Annotated in this window: 18 protein-coding genes and 1 pseudogene; 2 read left to right on the top strand and 17 right to left on the bottom strand. The window is 49.7% G+C overall.

Going from position 1 to position 19,217, the window contains the following annotated elements; all coding sequences use genetic code 11:
* Positions 1-14: 14 nt before the first annotated feature.
* The 4 genes and pseudogenes from tnpB (ACYZTM_RS06295) to tnpC form a co-directional block, all read right to left on the bottom strand.
* The gene (gene tnpB, locus ACYZTM_RS06295; protein ID WP_461987655.1) at positions 15-359 is read right to left on the bottom strand and encodes an IS66 family insertion sequence element accessory protein TnpB; all 345 of its coding nucleotides are present in this window, start codon (positions 357-359) and stop codon (positions 15-17) included.
* A pseudogene (locus ACYZTM_RS06300) lies at positions 356-652 on the bottom strand (transposase); the annotation flags it as partial. The gene tnpB (ACYZTM_RS06295) and the pseudogene ACYZTM_RS06300, both read right to left, overlap by 4 nt.
* Positions 653-800: 148 nt before the next feature.
* The gene (locus tag ACYZTM_RS06305) at positions 801-1,061 is read right to left on the bottom strand and encodes a DUF6429 family protein (RefSeq protein WP_461987657.1); all 261 of its coding nucleotides are present in this window, start codon (positions 1,059-1,061) and stop codon (positions 801-803) included.
* 88 nt (positions 1,062-1,149) lie between these two features.
* Positions 1,150-2,604, bottom strand: coding sequence for an IS66 family transposase (gene tnpC, locus ACYZTM_RS06310; protein ID WP_461989104.1), 1,455 nt, complete (start codon positions 2,602-2,604; stop codon positions 1,150-1,152).
* A gap of 77 nt (positions 2,605-2,681) precedes the next feature.
* Here tnpC and istA point away from each other — a divergent pair, with 77 nt between their 5' ends.
* Together istA and istB are read left to right on the top strand one after the other, a co-directional pair.
* Positions 2,682-3,704, top strand: coding sequence for an IS21 family transposase (istA, locus tag ACYZTM_RS06315; protein WP_461984143.1), 1,023 nt, complete (start codon positions 2,682-2,684; stop codon positions 3,702-3,704).
* On the top strand, positions 3,701-4,489 hold the full coding sequence (istB, locus tag ACYZTM_RS06320) for an IS21-like element helper ATPase IstB (protein ID WP_461984145.1): 789 nt from the start codon (positions 3,701-3,703) through the stop codon (positions 4,487-4,489). Before istA ends, istB begins: the two co-directional genes overlap by 4 nt.
* Positions 4,490-4,671: 182 nt before the next feature.
* Here istB and tnpB (ACYZTM_RS06325) read toward each other — a convergent pair whose 3' ends face one another.
* The 13 genes from tnpB (ACYZTM_RS06325) to ACYZTM_RS06385 all read right to left on the bottom strand — a co-directional run bounded on the left by tnpB (ACYZTM_RS06325) (position 4,672) and on the right by ACYZTM_RS06385 (position 19,170).
* On the bottom strand, positions 4,672-5,031 hold the full coding sequence (gene tnpB / locus ACYZTM_RS06325) for an IS66 family insertion sequence element accessory protein TnpB (protein WP_007247730.1): 360 nt from the start codon (positions 5,029-5,031) through the stop codon (positions 4,672-4,674).
* A 280-nt stretch (positions 5,032-5,311) separates the two neighbouring features.
* A complete protein-coding gene (locus ACYZTM_RS06330; RefSeq protein ID WP_461989105.1) occupies positions 5,312-7,309 on the bottom strand; it encodes a polysaccharide biosynthesis protein in 1,998 nt (665 codons plus the stop codon).
* A gap of 90 nt (positions 7,310-7,399) precedes the next feature.
* Positions 7,400-8,419, bottom strand: coding sequence for an MraY family glycosyltransferase (locus ACYZTM_RS06335; protein WP_461987660.1), 1,020 nt, complete (start codon positions 8,417-8,419; stop codon positions 7,400-7,402).
* Positions 8,419-9,384 carry a UDP-glucose 4-epimerase family protein gene (locus tag ACYZTM_RS06340; protein WP_461987663.1) on the bottom strand — a complete coding sequence of 322 codons (966 nt, stop codon included), beginning with the start codon at positions 9,382-9,384 and terminating at the stop codon, positions 8,419-8,421. The genes ACYZTM_RS06335 and ACYZTM_RS06340 overlap by 1 nt, the downstream gene beginning before the upstream one ends.
* A complete protein-coding gene (locus tag ACYZTM_RS06345; RefSeq protein WP_461987665.1) occupies positions 9,384-10,637 on the bottom strand; it encodes a glycosyltransferase family 4 protein in 1,254 nt (417 codons plus the stop codon). The genes ACYZTM_RS06340 and ACYZTM_RS06345 overlap by 1 nt, the downstream gene beginning before the upstream one ends.
* A gap of 14 nt (positions 10,638-10,651) precedes the next feature.
* Positions 10,652-11,782, bottom strand: coding sequence for a non-hydrolyzing UDP-N-acetylglucosamine 2-epimerase (gene wecB, locus ACYZTM_RS06350; protein WP_461987667.1), 1,131 nt, complete (start codon positions 11,780-11,782; stop codon positions 10,652-10,654).
* A gap of 23 nt (positions 11,783-11,805) precedes the next feature.
* Entirely contained in the window at positions 11,806-12,924 is a 1,119-nt protein-coding gene (gene wbjC / locus ACYZTM_RS06355) for a UDP-2-acetamido-2,6-beta-L-arabino-hexul-4-ose reductase (RefSeq protein WP_461987669.1), read from the bottom strand.
* 3 nt (positions 12,925-12,927) lie between these two features.
* Positions 12,928-13,962, bottom strand: coding sequence for a polysaccharide biosynthesis protein (locus ACYZTM_RS06360; protein WP_461987671.1), 1,035 nt, complete (start codon positions 13,960-13,962; stop codon positions 12,928-12,930).
* A gap of 37 nt (positions 13,963-13,999) precedes the next feature.
* Positions 14,000-14,782 (bottom strand): AglZ/HisF2 family acetamidino modification protein, encoded by a 783-nt coding sequence (locus tag ACYZTM_RS06365; protein WP_461987673.1) that lies wholly within the window; start codon positions 14,780-14,782, stop codon positions 14,000-14,002.
* A gap of 1 nt (position 14,783) precedes the next feature.
* On the bottom strand, positions 14,784-15,398 hold the full coding sequence (gene hisH, locus ACYZTM_RS06370; protein ID WP_461987675.1) for an imidazole glycerol phosphate synthase subunit HisH: 615 nt from the start codon (positions 15,396-15,398) through the stop codon (positions 14,784-14,786).
* On the bottom strand, positions 15,395-16,537 hold the full coding sequence (locus ACYZTM_RS06375; protein ID WP_461987677.1) for an N-acetyl sugar amidotransferase: 1,143 nt from the start codon (positions 16,535-16,537) through the stop codon (positions 15,395-15,397). Before ACYZTM_RS06375 ends, hisH begins: the two co-directional genes overlap by 4 nt.
* 28 nt (positions 16,538-16,565) lie before the next feature.
* On the bottom strand, positions 16,566-17,867 hold the full coding sequence (locus ACYZTM_RS06380) for a hypothetical protein (RefSeq protein ID WP_461987679.1): 1,302 nt from the start codon (positions 17,865-17,867) through the stop codon (positions 16,566-16,568).
* A gap of 169 nt (positions 17,868-18,036) precedes the next feature.
* Positions 18,037-19,170, bottom strand: a complete 1,134-nt coding sequence (locus ACYZTM_RS06385) for a lipopolysaccharide biosynthesis protein (protein WP_461987681.1) — start codon at positions 19,168-19,170, stop codon at positions 18,037-18,039.
* Positions 19,171-19,217 lie beyond the last annotated feature (47 nt).

The raw sequence follows: 19,217 nt of genomic DNA on the forward strand, positions 1-19,217 counted from the left end.
TTCAGCGCGGCAAGTCAGACAGCGAGGACAGGCGCTGTGCGAATTGGCCTGCGCCAATCAATGCCCTCCAACAGCATCGACAACTGCGCGGTCGTCAGCGACACGCTGCCGCTGGTTGCTTGCGGCCAGACAAAGCGTCCTTGCTCCAATCGTTTGCAAAACAGGCACAAACCGTCGCCATCCCACCACAACAATTTGATCCGGTCACCGCGTCGTCCGCGAAAGGCGAAGATCTGACCGGAGAAGGGATCGGCTTTCAGTTGAATCTGCACCAAGGCCGCCAATCCATCGAAGCCACGGCGCATGTCCGTGACGCCGGCGGCTATCCAGATACAGGTTCCAGCGGGCGGGGTAATCATCGCAATAACTGCTGTAAGACGAGTTGCAGCGTCTGCGGATTTGGCGTGCCCGTGATACGCAGCTTGGCTTTTCCTACCTCAACTGCGATCTCGGAATAACACTCTGCCTGTGGCTGGACGACTTGCGGCAGATCCATTGGCGCCTCGATCACCTGGACTGGCAAAAGCGTTGCACTCTGACTAACCGGGCCGAATAGTCCTTCTTGGTATTGCTGCCGCCAGCGAAATACCAGGTTGGCATTGACGTCATGTTCGCGAGCGATCAACGACACGGAGGCGCCAGGTTGGAAAGTGGCTTCAACGACTTGGCGTTTAAAGTCCAACGGAAAGTTGGGGCGGCGACCGGCTCGTAAGCGCTCCATAAACCCCACCGGCTTCAGGCTGGTTGGCGCGCTTAATCAGGCGATACTCAGATGCACCCAGCGTGGCCGTAGTACTAAGTCAGGTATCAGGATTGGATGCATGCCCCACTTGAGTTCTCACCCCAAATAACCGGTCGGCTATCTGTCGACCCCGCTCCAGCCCTTCCTCCGTCAACCAGATCGATTTCTTCTTGTTCACCGGATCACTGATGAAACCATGTTCATGCAATCGATTCATGGTCTCGAAGTCGAACCCTTTCCAGGCATTGCCTTTGTCGGAACTGAAGGTTGCCAACAGGGCAAGCACGGCGTCTTCAATCAGTTTATCGTCGTATTCCATGATCGTTGCTCCGCTCATATTTGACAGGCATCGTCGAGTTTGTGATGGACAGTCCATAATCCCACCGACTCCCATCTGAGTAGTGCGCTCAGCTAGGCGATATCGGCGAGCAGTTCCATGGCAACAAAGCTTCGTAATCTTCAACCGAAGCCGCCATTGGCAGGCGCTCAAGTGCGTGGCGCAGCCACGCATAGGGCTCTTGGCCGTTGGCTTTAGCAGTCTCGACCAAACTGTAAAGTTGAGCACTGGCCGTCGCACCTTTGGGTGTGTCGCTGAACAACCAGTTCTTTCTTCCGATAACAAAGGGGCGGATTGCACGTTCGGCGGCGTTGTTATCGATCGGCAAGTAGCCTTCCTCGATATACCGTTCCAGCTTGTACCAGTTGCTCGCTAGATAGCTGATGGCTTTGCCCAAGGCGTTCTGAGCAGTGACCTGTGGTTGTGTCTTTTCAATCCAGCTCTTCAACTGAGCCAGGATCGGCAGGCTTTGTTCGTGACGCCCGGTTTTACGTTCAGCGTCGCCGCTAGCCTTGAGGTCGCGTTCGATCCCATAAAGCTTGTTGATCAGGTTTAGCGCGATATCAGCGCGCCCGGTCTTGCCTTTGGGCTGCACTTTTTGTGCTTCAACGAACTTGCGCCGTGCGTGAGCCCAGCAGCCTAGGCGATCAACTCCAGCCCGCACGCCCAGCGCGTTGTAACCGGCGTAATCATCGGTCATCACATAGCCGCAATAGCCATCGAGCAGGCGCATCGGTACCTCCTGCGCTCGGCTGGTGGAGTAGTCGAAAAGGATTACGGGCTTGTCGGGCGGGCCGCCGGTTTGCACCCACATCCAGGACTGGCTGCTCGGCTCTCGGTCGGGCTCCTTCAGCACCTGCACACGTGTTTCATCGCAGTGGATGACGCGACTGGTCAACAGGCTATCGCGCATTAAATTCAGCAGCGGTTGGAAGTGCTCGCCGCACTGGATAACCCATCGAGCCAGGGTCTGGCGCGGGATATCGATGCCATGCCGGCCCAGTACTTTTTCAAAGCGGTGAAGGGGCAAGCCATCCACGTACTTGGTGGTCAGCAGCATCGCCAGAACACTGGGGCTTGCCATACTTTTTTCAATCAGTCGAGCCGGCTTGTCCGCAGTGACTGGTGCCGTTTCGCAGTCGCGGCAACCGTAGACTTTACGAACGTGTTTGATCACCCGGATCTGCATCGGCACGATTTCAAGTTGCTCGCTGACTTCCTCGCCAATGGCGTGTTTGCGGCAGCCGCAGACGCAAGTCAGTTCGTGCTCGGGAAGCTCGTGGATGACTTCGATACGTGGCAGGTCGGCAGGTAGCGGTTTGCGTTTGCCGCGGCGCTTGGCGGGTGCGACGACCTCTTCTTCAGCGTCTTCGCCGACAGGCTCGGCGATGCTTTCCGCTTCGTTGAAAAGGGCTAGCTGCGGTGTGGCCGGATCGGCTGTTTGCTCGGACTTGCGTCCGAACAAACGCTGGCGCAGCAGCGCGTTTTCTTCTTCAAGATGAACAATGCGGCCCTTATTTGTCAGTACCGATGCAAAACTGACCCACCCTACCGGTTGAAAACTGACCCACTTGGGCAAAATGCAGCTTTTGCGAGCTGCCCATGCTGTCCCAGGAGCAACACGTGGAAATCAGTGTTCTTATTCGTCAGGGTTTGTCTATTCGGGCCATCGCCCGGCAGGTGGGCTGCTCTCGCAATACCATTCGACGCCACCTCAAATTACAGGCCCAGCGCCAGCTCGTCGTCTATGGCCCGCGCGCGCAGCGCGTGGGCAAGCTTGTGCCTTTCGAGGCCTATCTGCGCCAGCGCGTAGAAGCCGCTCGACCCCATTGGATTCCCGCCATCGTGCTGTTGAGGGAGATCCGCGAACAGGGTTACGAAGGCGGATACTCCATCCTCACCAGCTTTCTGCTGACCTTGAAATCCAAGGCAAACGAAGCCGTCGTTCGCTTTGAAACCGAGCCCGGTGAGCAGATGCAGGTGGACTTCACCGTCATTCGGCGTGGCCGCGATCCGTTGTTGGCATTCGTTGCAACGTTGGGCTGGAGCCGTGCGACCTACGTCGTTTTCTCCCGTCGCGAAGACTCCGCGGCCTGGTGTTCCGGTATCGAAAAGGCGCTGCGTTTCTTCGGCGGTACGCCGCGAAAGCTACTCTTCGACAACGCCAAAACCATCATCCAGGAACGCGATGTTTATGGCCCCGGTCAGCACCGCTGGAATCCTGCGCTATTGAATTTGGCAGAGCGCTACGGCTTCACACCGAAAGTTTGCCGGCCTTATCGGGCGCAGACCAAGGGCAAGGTCGAGCGCTTCAACCACTACCTGAAAAACAGCTTCGTAGTGCCACTGGCCGCGTCACTTAACCAGGTCAACTTGCTGTTGGACGTTGAGGTCGCGAACAGCAAGATCGGCCCTTGGTTGATGGAGGTCGCCAACGCCCGAACACATGCGACGACGGGCGAAATACCGCAACACCGACTGGATACCGAAGTGCACCACTTGTTGCCCCTGCCAGAGATCCAAGGGGGTGCGAGCAGCATGATTTCGGTCGTCCAACCCATGCCGGTGGAAAGCTTGCAGCATCCGCTCTCGGTCTATCAGGCACTGCTTGAGGTACGTCCATGAACCTTCAACATCTGCGCATCGAGTCTCTTTGCCAACAGTTCAAGCTGGACACTTTTGCGACGGACTGGCCGGCACTGGCCCAGCAAGCGGCCGAAAAAGAAACGAGCTATGCCGACTTCCTGGAACAGCTTCTGCTGAGCGAGGATCGCGCCCGAAACGAGCGTCGGCGGCAAGCGCTGCTGCAACAGTCCGGGCTGCCGGCGGTGAAAACGGTTGAACAATACGACTTCAAATTCGCCAGCGGCGCGCCGCAAAGCCAGATCCTGGAACTGGCCGGGCTGGCCTTCATCGAGCGTAAGGAAAACGTCGTACTGCTGGGGCCTTCGGGCGTTGGCAAAACACACTTGGCCAGCGCTCTGGCTCATCGGGCGATCATGGCAGGCATTTCCACCCGATTCATCTCTGCCGCCGACCTGACTTTGCAACTCGTCGCCGCGCACCATCAAGGGCGCCTGGCTCAGTATTTCAGTCGCGTTGTTCAACGCTCGAAACTGCTGGTGATTGATGAGATCGGCTATTTGCCGTTCGGCCGTGACGAAGCCAACTTGTTCTTCAACGTGATCGCCAAACGGTACGAACATGGCAGCTTGGTGCTGACCAGTAACTTGCCGTTCAGCCAGTGGGCAACGACCTTCGCGGACGACTCGACACTGACCGCTGCGCTGCTGGATCGGCTTCTGCACCATGCGCATATCGTCCAGGTCAGCGGACAGAGTTATCGACTAAAGGACAAGCTGAGATCAGGTCAGGTGGTGCCGAGAGAAACGGCCTCGCCACAGAAATAAACAGACCTCAAACACCGCCGGGGTGGGTCAGTTTTACTTCGGTAGGGTGGGTCAGTTTTCAACCGGTGTTGACACTTATTAGACTCGCGCTCAAGCAGCATTTGCTCTAGCAGTTGCTTGAGCAGCACAGGGTCGTCAGGAAGATCTTTGGGCATTGAAATCATGCCCTGGATTATACCGAATCAGGCCACGAATCGCGGCGTCAAAACCTGATGAGGGCGGTTTCGCCAGAGGTCGAAACCGTCAAGCATCCAGTTGAGTTCCTGGACAGTCAGAACAATCGCCTCGTCGGTGACATCAGGCGATGTTTTGAATCGCTCAGATTCCAGGCGCTTGAGCCAAAGGCAGAAGCCGTTGCGTTCCCAGTACAAAATCTTCACCCGGTTGCGCGGCTTGTTGAGGAAAACGAAAAGTACGGGGTCGAACACGGCGACCTTGATATCCAGCTCGACCAGCGCAGCCAGGCCATCAATGGATTTTCGGAAGTCGACAGGTTTGGGATAGAGATACACTTTTTCGACTTTGGCGTCGGGTCGCATCATGGCGAGCTGGCTCCTGAGAGAAATCGGGAGCACAGCTTCGGGGATGAGGTGTCAGCTTTGAATGTGGGGTTAATGGAGCGGTTACACCGGCTCGACGGGCTGGGGCAACTGTATCCAAGATAGTGTCCACTAAAAAATGGTGTGCACTATCTTGGCCAATTTGGAGGGCTGTCAGGAGAGGGTGCTGGCCGGACGGTTACAAAAAAGCAGCCTCGAAGGCTGCTTTCCAAATCCATTAATATTGCCAACAGCAAAAACTTACTGTTAAAGCTAATTACGATCAAGGTTCCAGGCGGCGCTGCTGATATATCCAGTCGACAATTTCCCCCTCCGGGGTATAACCGCTGACCGTATCGCGCAATAACTGCCTGACCCGCGCATAGTCGTCCTGCTCAACAGCTGCAAGCAACTCGGCCAGCTTAGTCTTGAGTACATCCCACGACAAGAAATCTTCATTGGCGCTCATGATCATTGGGTGCCGAGTCGCAGCGACGTTATCGCCAATCAGCAACTCTTCGTAGAGTTTTTCACCTGGACGCAATCCTGTGAACTCAATGGCGATATCGCCATGCAGGTTTTTGTCCGAGCGAATACTCAACCCGGAAAGGTGAATCATTTTCTCAGCCAGTTCGGTGATTTTCACCGGCTCGCCCATGTCCAGCACAAACACATCGCCTCCCAAGCCAATGGACCCGGCTTGAATCACCAGTTGGGCAGCTTCGGGAATGGTCATAAAATAACGAGTGATCTTGGGGTGCGTGACCGTCAATGGTCCACCGGACTTGATCTGCTTATGGAACAGCGGGATCACCGACCCGGAAGATCCCAACACATTGCCGAATCGCACCATTGTGAAACGGGTTTTATTCACCCGGGACACATTGGAATTGTCACCGAACAAAACTGGAGCCAGTTCCCCACTGAGCGCTTGCAAAGTTAATTCGGCCAAACGTTTGGTACTCCCCATGACATTGGTAGGACGAACCGCCTTGTCAGTGGAGATCAGCACAAAATTTGCCACGCCGGCCTGCAGGGCTGCTTGTGCGGTATTAAGCGTGCCGATCACGTTGTTCAGCACGCCCTCGGCAATATTGTGCTCGACCATGGGTACGTGTTTGTAGGCTGCTGCGTGATACACCGTGTCGACATGCCAAGTTTTCATGACATCCAGCAGTTTATCCGGATTACGGACAGAACCCAGGATTGGCAAAAGCTTTACCGATAACGACTCCCGGGTTATCCGTTGCTCAAGCTCAGACAGGATGTTGTAGAGGTTGAACTCACTATGATCGAAGAGCAAAAGCGTGGTCGGTCGCAGAGCCAGTATTTGCCGGCAAAGTTCTGAACCGATTGAACCGCCAGCTCCTGTTACCAGCACCGATTGTTCTCTGATGCAGTGTTCGAGCAACTCGCTTTGCGCAGGCACAGAGTCACGTCCGAGCAGGTCAGCGATATCGACTTCCTGGATGTCATCGACCTTAACCCTGCCACTTGCCAGATCCATGAAGCCTGGAATACTTCTTACATGAAGAGGAAAGCCTTCAAGGAAACCGAGGATTTCACGTCGGCGGCCACGATTCGACGAAGGAATTGCCAGGAGAATTTCCTGAGCTCCGGTGGTGTCAATCATCTGCTGGATATGCTTAGGTTTGTAGACCTGTAACCCTGAAATAACCCGGTCGGCAATACTGCTGTCATCATCGATAAAGGCTACCGGACGCATGACGCGGCCCATGCGCAAAGCTGCAACAAGCTGGTTTCCCGCTGCACCGGCACCATAAATAGCTACTTTGGGTAAGCCATCATCTCGGTTAGTGAAGGGAACATGCTGGGCTGCAGCAAACCAATCACCCAAAAAATACTGGCGCATTGCCAAGCGCAATCCGCCGATCATGATCAGACTCAACCACCAGTAGTTGAAGATTATTGAACGAGGGACTACACCTTTCTGGTTACCGTACCAATACACCACCAATGCCAATATCAACGCCGACATACTGACGGCTTTAATAATAGCTATCAGAGCGTCATTGCCGAAATAGCGCATCACAGCGCGGTACATGCCAAAACGAATAAAGAGAGGGATAGCGATTACAGGTGCGCTGAAAAAAAGCCACAGATGCTGCGAGAACGGGTTAATCATGTCGTCTATGCCCAACCGCACGACAAACGCCATCCACAGTGCCATCCAGACCAGGAACACATCGGTGGTCACCTGTATCAAACGCTTATGCCGACGAGACAAACCCAACAAGAAAGCTCGTAACCTATCCATAATTCCTCCAGACACCTGTGTTACTCCTTACACCTTCAATCGCCGATACTTATGTGAAAATCAATACTTACAGTTCAGAAAAACAACTAAAAATCAACTCTCAAGTTCTCGAGCTCCGGCATTGAATTTGATAGCCAGAAAAACCAAAGGTGAATACGCAATAACTACCCCAAGCACGCCATCAAGCCCCAGGAGAGAGACGCAGAGGGCTACTGGCAGAAGCCAAAACAGGTTGATCGCACCGACAGCGAGCGTCACCGGCAAATGTTTACCGAATTTACGGGAAGCAAATTGATAAGCATGACTGCGATGGGCTTCGTAGACTTTATCACCCCGTATCATGCGATGAATGAGTGTGAAGGTCGCATCAACGATAAATATTCCGAGCAAAATCAACCAAGCCCAAAATAGTTGCGGAGAAGTCCATGCTGCGTGTAGAGAAAGGATCCCCAATATGATCCCGAGAAACCCGCTACCCGCGTCGCCCATAAAAATACGCGCAGGCGGGAAATTCCAGAGTAGGAAACCAGCAACAGACGAGGCTAGGGTCAAAGGTAGCCAAATCATACCTTCGACGTTGAGAAGTCCATATAGCAAGCAAGCACTTAAACAAGTACAGATTGCCTCAACGCTGGCGATTCCATCTATCCCGTCCATAAAGTTGTACAGATTGAGCATCCACACGAGATACACAGCCGCCAGGATGTGCCCTGTCAGCCCTAGATCGATGCTTATGTCGAAAACATTCAGCGGGGGTAGCCCACCGATCCAGAACAGCGCCCATACTGCCGCGCTAAAGTGCCCGAGCAGGCGCCATCGTGCCGCGATATGATTGTGATCATCCATAAAACCCACAACAGCTACCAATGCACCCGAGCCTCCCGCAGCGACAAGTATGGCCCACGGCACTTGGCCGCTGCATCCCAAAATCGGCAGCGCCGCGAGGAAAGCGAGAACAATAGCAACACCTCCACCCCGTGGCGTAGGAGTCGAGTGTGAACTGCGAACATTGGGGATATCAATAATGCTTTTAGCCAACGCATAACGCCGCAGGTTCGCAGTCAACGCAAATGAGAGCACAGCAATAACCGCAATCAACCAACCATAGTTCATTATTTTTGATGTTCCTGAAAATGCAGTGCAGTAGCTTTGAGAGCATCATTTACGCTAACCGGGGGCGTCCAGCCTAAAAGGGAACGTGTCTTGGTAATGTCAACTTGCAAGGATCCACACAGGCGTTGAGAAAGTGCCTTTTTACCAAGCAGGGCAGCGCCCGTTTGTAGGATCCAACTGGGAATCGGTATTAGTCGTGCAGGTGCATTGAGGACCTGCGACATTTTCCGCAGTAACACCGTTGTAGACAAGTCTTCACCATCGCTTACAAGGAACGTCTGATTTGCTGCGGCGGGATGATCAACACAAGTCAGCACCAGGTCTACCAAATTATCGATCGCTACAAGACTTCGGCTGTTATGGATTGCTCCAAACGGCAGAGGAACCCCCTTATCCAGCCAACGCATCATATTCAAGAAATTCGCTTTGACACCGGGACCATAAACCAGAACGGGCCGAATAATCACCACCTCCCGCTCCGTCTGAGCTGCCAGCTCACGCAGCGCTACTTCGGCCTCCATCTTGGAAATCCCGTAAGGATCCCCAGGAGATGGATTGCCATCAGCTTCATAGGCGTGCGGTGGAATAGTACCTTCACCATTCACCTTGATCGAGCTAATAAAGACGAACCGTTTGACCCCAGACGCAAATGCTTGCCGGGCCAGATTCAGAGTGCCCTCCACATTAACCTTGCGAAAGGCCAATAGGGGATCCTTCTCAGTGTCACTCATGACGTGCACACGAGCCGCAGAGTGGATGACTACATCTGTATTAGCGAAGCAATCCTTCCAAGAAGTGTGGCCGTCCAGAGTCGAAAAACGCACGGTTTCGACTTCTTCAGCAAGTGAAGGGGAACTGTCGCGCAGCGCCGCTACTACCGGGTACTTTTTTTCACTGATAATTCGACGAAGAATAGCTCCACCGACGAAACCCGTAGCTCCGGTCAATAAAACTGATTGCGCCATCACTTGTTCGCCTTACGTAAAGTAGCAACGCGAAACATATTTTCCAGACGCTCCATCAGTATAGTTTTTGAATAATTCGTCTCGTAATATTCTCTACCTGCCATTCCCATGAGTTTCAACCTCTGTGGCTCCGCCTCTGCGAGCGTCAATGCAATTGCTGCCAAACCCTCCGCATCACCTGACTGGCAGGAGAGACCCGCGCCAGACTCATTGATCACCCTTGCAGCCTCGCCGTTGATCATACCGAGCAGGGGGCGACCCGAAGCGAGGTAAGCTTGTACTTTGCCGGGAATAGTCTTCTCGAATACATCATTGGTTTTGAGTGAAACCAGCAATGCATCAGCGCAAGCAAACAACGCTGGCATAGCTTCCAATGGATGTCGGCCCAACAAGATCACATTGCCAAGCCCTCGCGATTCGACCTGTTCACTGAGCCATCCACTCATACGACCATCTCCGACTAATACCCAGCGTACTGGTATCTTATCAGTCAACATTTCAGCAGCGTTGAGAACGGCAGGAAGATCCTGTGCCTCCCCGAGGTTGCCAGCAAATAAAATGGTAAAAACGGACTCATCGCGCGTCAAAAGTCCTGAGGCAACCGCTGTTGAAGTTGAGAAGTCATCCTCAGCCCAACTGGGAAAGTAAAGCAAACGGTCAGAGTCTATTGGTTTGGTACAATACTTCTTAACGTTTTCGAAGAAACCGTGCGATTGCATCAGCAGATAATCAGTTCGATTATAAATCCATGACACCATCCGGCCAACCAACGCCAGTAACTTGGGGTGTTTTACTACACCGACAGCCCTCAAGGTTTCCGGCCACAGATCAAGAACCCAGATAAATACGGGGGCTTTCTTTAGCTTGCCGATTACGAGCGCGGGAACGGCAGCCATGATGGGAGAAACAGCATATACAAAAACAGTGTCGAATTTCTTGTGCTTCAACTTTAGCGGACCTAAAAGCGAGGCACATATAAAAAACGACAAGTAGTTCAAAACCAGCCTAATACTTTGCTTCCCACGTGGCACCAGTGGAACTCTGACTATTTCTGCACCATGAAAATCCTTGAAATTTTCCGGAGCATTCTTGTATTCGCCAAAAACCTTGCCTTCTGGATAATTCGGCAAACCGGTTAAAACCGTTACATCATGTCCTTTATTTACAAAGTCGCGAACCAAATCGTTGATTCGCATATTTTCCGGCCAAAAATATTGAGTAACGACCAGGATCCTTAACTTTTTATCAGACATTCCCACATCTCGATTCAATACTGCTTCCAAACCACGCGGTTTACATAATCGGTATAGCTGTGAACAAGCCTGGTCACTTTGTCGGATACGTTAGGCATGCTGTAGTCGCTAACCAGCCGAAGTGTGCGATATTGACCGCGAGTTTGACTATCCAAAATTTGCAATCCTTGCAGGACACGCTCGACTTCCAGCCCGACCATCATCACAGCAGCCTCTTCCATACCCTCTGGCCGTTCATGAGCCTCACGGATATTGAGTGCTGGGAAGTTTAAGATGGAAGACTCTTCGTTAATCGTCCCACTATCAGACAGGACTGCCTTTGCCTCAAGCTGCAGCTTATTGTAGTCCTTGAAGCCGAGCGGCTTGAGCAGCCTTACGTTCTCATGGAAGATAATCCCCAGTGCATCCACGCGCTTTTGCGTACGAGGATGAGTCGAAACAATAACGGGCAAGCCATATTGAGCTGCGACAGTGTTAAGTACGTCCACCAGCTTGAGAAAGTTTTTATCAGAGTCGATATTTTCTTCACGATGTCCGCTGACTACAAAGAACTTACCTGCTTCGAGTGACAAACGTTCCAGCACATCAGACGCTTCAATACCTTTGCGGTAGTAGTTAAGAACCTCAAACATCGGACTGCCTGTTTTGATGACCATGTCAGGACTGAGGCCTTCACGCAACAGATAATCACGAGCAATAGTGCTATAGGTAAGGTTGATGTCCGCCGTGTGGTCCACAATACGACGATTGATTTCTTCCGGCACACGCATGTCGAAGCAGCGATTTCCTGCCTCCATATGAAACGTGGGAATTTTGCGGCGCTTGGCAGGGATCACCGCCATGCAGCTATTGGTGTCTCCAAGAACCAGCAACGCTTCAGGCTGGATCTCTGCGAGCACTCGATCCACCGAGATAATAACGTTACCGATTGTTTCAGCACTGCTGGCACCGGCAGCGTTCAGGAAGTAATCGGGCTTACGGATACCTAGATCCTGGAAAAAAATCTCGTTCAGCTCATAGTCATAATTTTGCCCTGTATGGACTAGGACATGATCACAGTGCTTGTCGAGCGAGGCCATGACTCGCGACAACCGAATGATTTCAGGACGGGTGCCCACGACGGTGACAACTTTGAGTTTTTTCATTACCGCTCTCTGCATGAATACGTTTAAGGCTGAGTACCAACGGGAAGCGCGTATGTATCCGGTTGCTCACGGTCGAATATCTCATTTGCCCAAAGCATAACGATCATCTCCTCGGCACCCACGTTGGTTACATCATGGGTCCACCCGGGCACTGTCTCGACAATCTCAGGCTTCTCCCCTGTAGTGAATAACTCGTAAAACTCACCGGACACAATATGCCGGAAGCGGAAGCATGCGTCTCCCTTGATCACGAGAAATTTTTCGGTTTTCGAATGATGATAATGACCGCCACGTGTGATCCCGGGATGAGCGGTAAAGTAAGAAAATTGGCCAGAGTCACGTGTTTTCAGCATTTCTACAAAAACGCCGCGCGGGTCACTGTATTTCGGAACGTCGTAAGTAAAGCTTGCCGGTGGCAAATAACTCAGGTATGTAGAATAGAGCGCTCGCACTAGCCCGGTTCCCACCGGCTCGGTAGTGATGGTATTTCGACTTTCTCGGAAGGCATGAAGATAAGCTGATAGTTCGCCAACCGAGAGAGAGTATTGTGGCTCGATCGCAACCGACGTTTCGCCGAAGTGCTGACCATCCATCACGGCGATAAATTTCTTGATAACGTCATCGATATAAACGAGCGTCACCAAGGATTTCGAATCGGCGATCTGAATGGGCAAATTATGAGTAATGTTGTGGCAGAAGGTTGCCACTACCGAATTATAGTTCGGCTTGGCCCACTTACCAAAAACATTCGGAAGACGAAATAAATAAACAGCCGAGCCATGCTTGGTCGACAATACTAGCAATGCATCTTCAGCTGCTCGCTTGCTGTTTCCATACGCATTATCTAATCCAGCTTGAATCGATGATGTATAGAGCAGAGGGATCTGCCGACCACTAGCAACAATCGCGCTGACCAACGCGTGTGTCAGGTCAGTGTTGCCCGTTTTGAACTCTTCCGGGTGTTGCGGTCGATTGACCCCGGCCAAATGGAAAATGAAATCCACTTCCGAAACCAGCGTATTGAGCCGCGTAATATTGTCTTCCCGACCAAATGGTAGAATCTCAATATCGATCCGCTCTCGGAGATGAGCAACAAGATTTTTTCCTACGAAGCCGTTTGCGCCGGTGATCAATACTTTCATGCTTTATTCCTCTGGAACAGCGTGTTCGCCACGCTGAATTGCGAGCATGAAGTCCAGCTTCAGAAGCAGCTTTTTCATTCCCTCAACGTCCAGACGCTCGGTGTTATGTGAATTATAGTCCTCCATGGTGGAGATTTTCTCTTCACCCTGCTCCACAAATTTACTGTAATTAAGATCACGCAGGTCTGGAGGCACTCGGAAATACTCTCCCATATCTTCGGCACAAGCCATTTCCTCCCGACTCAGCAACGCCTCGTAAAGCTTCTCGCCATGTCGAGTGCCGATGATCTGAATTGCATGTTCAGGTTTTCCGAGCATTGCGGTCAAAGCACGGGCAAGCGTCTCTACGGTCGCTGCCGGAGCTTTTTGCACGAAGAGATCGCCATTATTACCATGTTCAAAAGCGTACAGAACCAGATCCACGGCATCAGCCAAGGTCATCATGAAACGGGTCATGTTTGGATCCGTGATCGACAGAGGCAGACCTGCCCTGATTTGTTCAATGAACAAAGGGATGACCGAGCCACGCGACGCCATTACGTTACCGTAGCGCGTCCCACAAATAACTGTCTTGGTTTCGTCGAGATTTCGCGACTTGGCAACCATGACCTTTTCCATCATGGCTTTGGAGATACCCATCGCATTAATGGGGTATACAGCTTTATCAGTACTTAAACACACCACGCGCGTGATTTCGTTCTGGATCGCAGCCTCAAGTATATTGTCTGTACCGATGACGTTAGTCTTGACCGCTTCCATAGGGTGAAACTCGCAAGAGGGAACCTGCTTGAGCGCTGCAGCATGGAATATGTAATCAACGCCTCTCGTTGCGTTGAGCACACTTTGATAATCACGGACGTCGCCAATATAAAACTTGAGTTTGGCATTAGCGTACCGTTTACGCATATCATCCTGCTTCTTTTCGTCCCGACTGAATATACGAATTTCAGCTATATCAGTGTCAAGGAAACGTTTTAGAACAGCGTTCCCAAAAGAACCAGTGCCACCCGAGATGAGCAGTTTTTTTCCAGTAAACATAATTAGTCCTGAAGCAATGCGTGCGATGCTGAATATATCATTCGGGTCGCAGGGCTGAATAAATTAGATCATCTTTCTGCTGAGCTGTCGGGTAACTGATCAGTACCGCGCGGTAAGGTCCTTTAAATACAAAAAAACTACCCGCCGCAACACCAACAACACCACAAGCAGTAACAACACTACGCATGTCATCAAGTGAACCTGCTCCCCCCAAGATAGTAATGGGTATGTGAACAATTTCACGAAGTTTTCGCGCCAGAATTATATCGTAACCCTTCATCCGACCGTCATTATCGATAGAATTCAGTACAATCTCACCAGCTCCAAGTTTTTCGACCTCAAGTGCGACTTCGAGGACATTTCGCTTAGTATTACGTTTACCGTTATGCGTCCAGACATCGTGATTTTTGCTAAGTAAACGCGGTTTGTAATCGAGCACTACGACGACACTCTGACTACCAATTTCTTCGGCTATCTGAGAAATGAGACCTGGGTTCTCAAGGGCTGCAGAGCTTATAGCTACCTTCTCTACACCCAGCGCGATAATTTTCTTCGCTTGCTCGGCTGTACGAATCCCGCCCCCATAACACAAGGGCATGCGGCATTCAGCCGCAAGATTGGCTATCTGCTTATAATTTGGTTCAACACCATTAGCAGTGGCGTCAATGTCGATAACGATAAGTTCATCGGCTTCCTTTTCGTTAAATATCTTAACGGCGTTGATAGGATCTCCAACATACTTAGGATCTTTAAATCTAACGGTCTTGACCAACCCACTGTCTTGAATCAAAAGGCATGGAATAATTCTCGGTCTTAACATTTTATAGCTCCGCGAAATTCTTCAACAACCCTACACCAAAATGATGGCTTTTCTCGGGATGAAATTGGACGCCATAAACATTGTCGGCCCTGACTGCACAACTAAAATCCAGCCCGTAAGAAGAGGTAGCGGCTACATTATTTACTTCAGCACAATCAAAAAAATACGAATGCAGGAAATAAAAGCGCGCATCCGCCTCGAACCCCTTGAATAGAGATGATCCTTGCGCTGGACTGACGTCATTCCACCCCATATGAGGAAGAGCCAAATCCTTTAGTTGAGGGATTGCCTTGAACGACCGAACGCTACCTGGCACCCATCCCAATCCAGGCAAGGAGCCCTCTTCGCTGGTATCTGCAAGAATTTGCATTCCCACACAGATACCTAGAACCGGAATTTTCCGATCTTGGACGAGTTCATCCAGAATCGGACGCATACCCGACGCATTCAAGCGCTCGATAGCATGATCGAACGCACCAACGCCTGGCAGTATGAGTTTGCTTGCCCCTTCAAGATCATCAGCACACTTTGCGACCGCTACAGGTATGTGCAGCCGCTTGTATACATTCACGAAAGCTTGAATATTGCCCAACCCATAATCAATGATCGTGATCATCTGAACAGTCTTCTCTCCAGGCCAATGGCACTCAACACACGCGAACCTATTCCAATCAGAAAACGTTTGTTTTTATAATTAGAACAGGTTTTGTTTTCGCCATCAAATATCGCCTGCAAATCATCTACAGTTAGGTCAAGTTTGTTTGCAACATACTCAAACTCGGATTTTAAAAACTGTTCGTCCAACTCAGGTTTGGCAATACGTTCGAGTGCAGCATCTCGAGTCATCTGTCCGGTCATAATCAAGCTTGAAAAATGAGCCCTACGTTTCTCATAACCAAATTTTCGAGGCATCCAGAAGTCCTCATAAAAACGCGTGAAGCGAGACTCGTGGTGCTTGTGTTGGAATTTTTTCCAGCCAAACAATTGATTTAGCGTCGCTTCGGCTTCTTGCTTGACATAAGGAATGAGGTTCAATGGTTTAACAACCTTCATACCCAGCATGAATCGATAATAGAGTTTGTAGGAAAGGATATCCACGATAGGAAAACTTTTTAATATACGACGTCCAAACTTTGAATGAATATCTTTAATTAGTCGCTTGTCTATTCCTGGGTATCCGCCCCACTCCTCAGGCTCTCGGCAGCACTCGGTAGAAAAATTCCCGCCTGTCAATATATATTTTATGCGATGCTTCTTGGCGAATTTATAAAGACCGGAAAAGAACGCTATGTCTTGTGGGAGATCCTGATCGGAAATCTGCGCCTTTAGAAAGGCCACCTGCAGATCTTTCATCTCTTCCCAATTGATAACCTCAGTGAAAAGATCCAGCCCAAGACCGTCGACCAGTTTCTCTATATTCCCGACCGCCTGGTCAGTATTCCAACCGGCATCAACATGAAAAAGCAAAGGCCGCAAGCCCATTTTCTCTTTGGCGATATAACTTACATATGAGCTATCCAAGCCCCCGCTCAGACCGATGATGCAATCAAAATCACGACCCTTGCCGTCTTTCTTGATTTTCTCACTCAGCTTCATGAGCTCAGCGTAACCACGTTCGTCGGGGTGCCAATTTGGCTTGATGACGAAATCAAAATTTACACAGTAATCGCATAGCCCGTGTTCATTAAAATGGATATGTGGATCACTGCTATCCATAATGCAGCGGGAACACATCTGGTAAGTTTTATTGCTCATGTCCACCCCAAAAAAATAGAAACCATACTCACACCCGTTTCTTGCAAGCCAGTGTGTCTAATTTTGACTTGACTGACCCTAGAAGGCCAGCGGAAAAATCCTTACCCAAGTCTAACGAATGGAGCACCGCAGAAATGCCGGATGCAGCATACTCACTCACGAGCGTAGATGGATAAGCTATAAGGAAATCGACTTCAGGGAAAGAATTTCTACCCTCAATGATTTGCCAATCTTCTCGTTTCACCGATTCGCTCAGCCCAGCTGTCGGATGCGGCTTGTAGTAAAAACTTGCGCTATATTCATGTTTTAGCTTTTTATATATATGCACATGTAAAGCCTCGCATATTGGGTGCCCAACAAATAAAATTTTGATCGCATTTGTAGAAGACAAGCGAGTCAACTCGATCGTCGGCTGAAAATAATTAACTGCCACTCCCCTGGCAACGCAGCCAGCTGAAAAAATATCCGTCTCAAAGACCATACGAGAAGAATCGTCATACACATGAAGTTTAGTTACGCTCGTAAGGCGGTGTTTAAGCTCAAATGACAACCCCACTTGAGGTTTACATTCTGCTAATGTCAGGCCGGAAAGTGCACCGTGCTGCATTAAAACCAGTTCTACTCTATTTTCCGGATGCAAAGATGGACGACGTAGCTGCTTCGAGATAACTCTGTCAGTGAGAACCGCCCATCTATCGTAATGTTCAGCGATCAACAACCGATTAATGTTAAGTTTCTCAAGGGCAATTCTGACAACAAACCACCGAAAAGCAGTATAGCTTTGCAATGTCCAGTTCAACGTTTGCTTACGAGACGCAAGTTTTCTTGAAGCTATAACAGCAAGTATATAAGCACTGATGAAATCTTTTCCATTTAGCAGAGAAAATACGTCGACATACTGTTTGCTTTGGCCAGTCACATTTAATGGGGCCCATGGAAAAGTAATCCAGCATTTCGGCTCAAAACCAAGGACTGTTGGCTGCAAAATATCGGCTGCACGTGACGAAAAAGCTATAGCATATTCACCTACATCACGGCACTGATTCAATTTACTGGTGCAGCGCGTGGAGTAACGATAATAGATCATCATCTCGTATAAAAAGTATGTCGCAGCACCACCGAAGCGCCATATTATCTTCAAGATTACTATGAGCAGCTTGAAAAACTTTCTATTCCGAATGAATCTGTTAAGCACTTTTGCAGGACGAGGAGCATAATTCAGTTCTTCTGGCGAAACACCCGAAAGCGCATAAACACTCTTGTCGATGGAGATTTCATTTTCAGTAGCCCAGATATAATCAACAATAAATCTCAACTTCTGGTTATTCATAAAAAACCACCGCAGAAAATCATCCTGGAAGCACCCGTAGTATCTACAGATCAGTACTTTAAAAATTCTTATATGTCAAACAATACATGCCGAACAATATGACACTCACAATTTTAAATTAATAAGCAATACGTACCAGCGTAAACCTGACAACAGGGAATTCTTCAACTCAAGTAGAAGCTCCTCGCACCGACAACATTGACCAATACGAAATTAGTTTCCAACCCAATATCAGGGTAAATGCCACACACATAGCTAGCGGTATGGCAACAACCCCCAACTTATCACCGAGACTGTAAGCAAAACCTAAAAATACAAAAAAACCGATCAACTGACTATAAGAAATTGCTTTATCATGACCAAAAGCATAGAGACCCAGGTGCGGAATCATACTAACTGAATATATGGTGACTGCTAGCAATAACCAATACAAAATAAAAATATTCTCTGTATATACAGAGTTGTCTAACCACTGCAAAACGAAACCACTAACGCCGTAACACGCGGCAACCAGAAATGCGGTTACCCCTACAATATTAAACGTCAAGTCCTTCATATCTTTTTTAAAAGCAACCAAGTTCCCATTTTTTGCAGACGCTACTAACTTTGGATAAAAAAAGACGATTACCCCTGCGTCTAAAAAAGACAACACTGCAGATGCCATACCGACAAACAACACATACGATCCCAACACACTCAAATTAGAGATACTTTCCACCCAATATCTATCGAATGTAAAAACCCCTCGCATTGCAAGACTCGCTATTAGAAGTGGAATTGCAACTTTGATCCCCCTAGCAATCCAAACCCAATTGACAGCACTAGCTATTGAGGTCTTATCGAAACTCAGAATTTTTCTAACCGCTATTAAACAAGCAAATAAACAACCGAGAACCCAGCCCCCCAACACGAATTCTAGATTGCGTAAGGCTGGGTCAGCCCACATGATCGCCACCACCGCTAAACACCAAGCGCCACTGCGCAAGAACAGTACAAAACTCGCGAGCAACTGCTCTGAAATAGCAACCAGTATGCGATTTAGTTCTTGAGCTATATGTTCAAGCAACGCCAAACCCAAAAACCAAAAAACATGAGTCCAGGGCAGCCATCCCTTGAAAAAAACAAACAATGCAAATGGCAGAAACACCACATATAAAATCAAATAAAGTACTAGCTGGTCTCTGATCATCCCCAACCAATGTTTTGAATCTTCACCAATCATCTCGCGTGTAGAGAAATTGTAAAACTCGAAGCCGACAACGTATAAGGCATATCCAATCGTTGCAGACAATAATCCGTACAACCCCACCTCGCTAGACTGGAGGAATTTAGCGAGAAAAAAAATCAATA

The organism is Pseudomonas sp. MDT2-39-1, assembly GCF_054898085.1.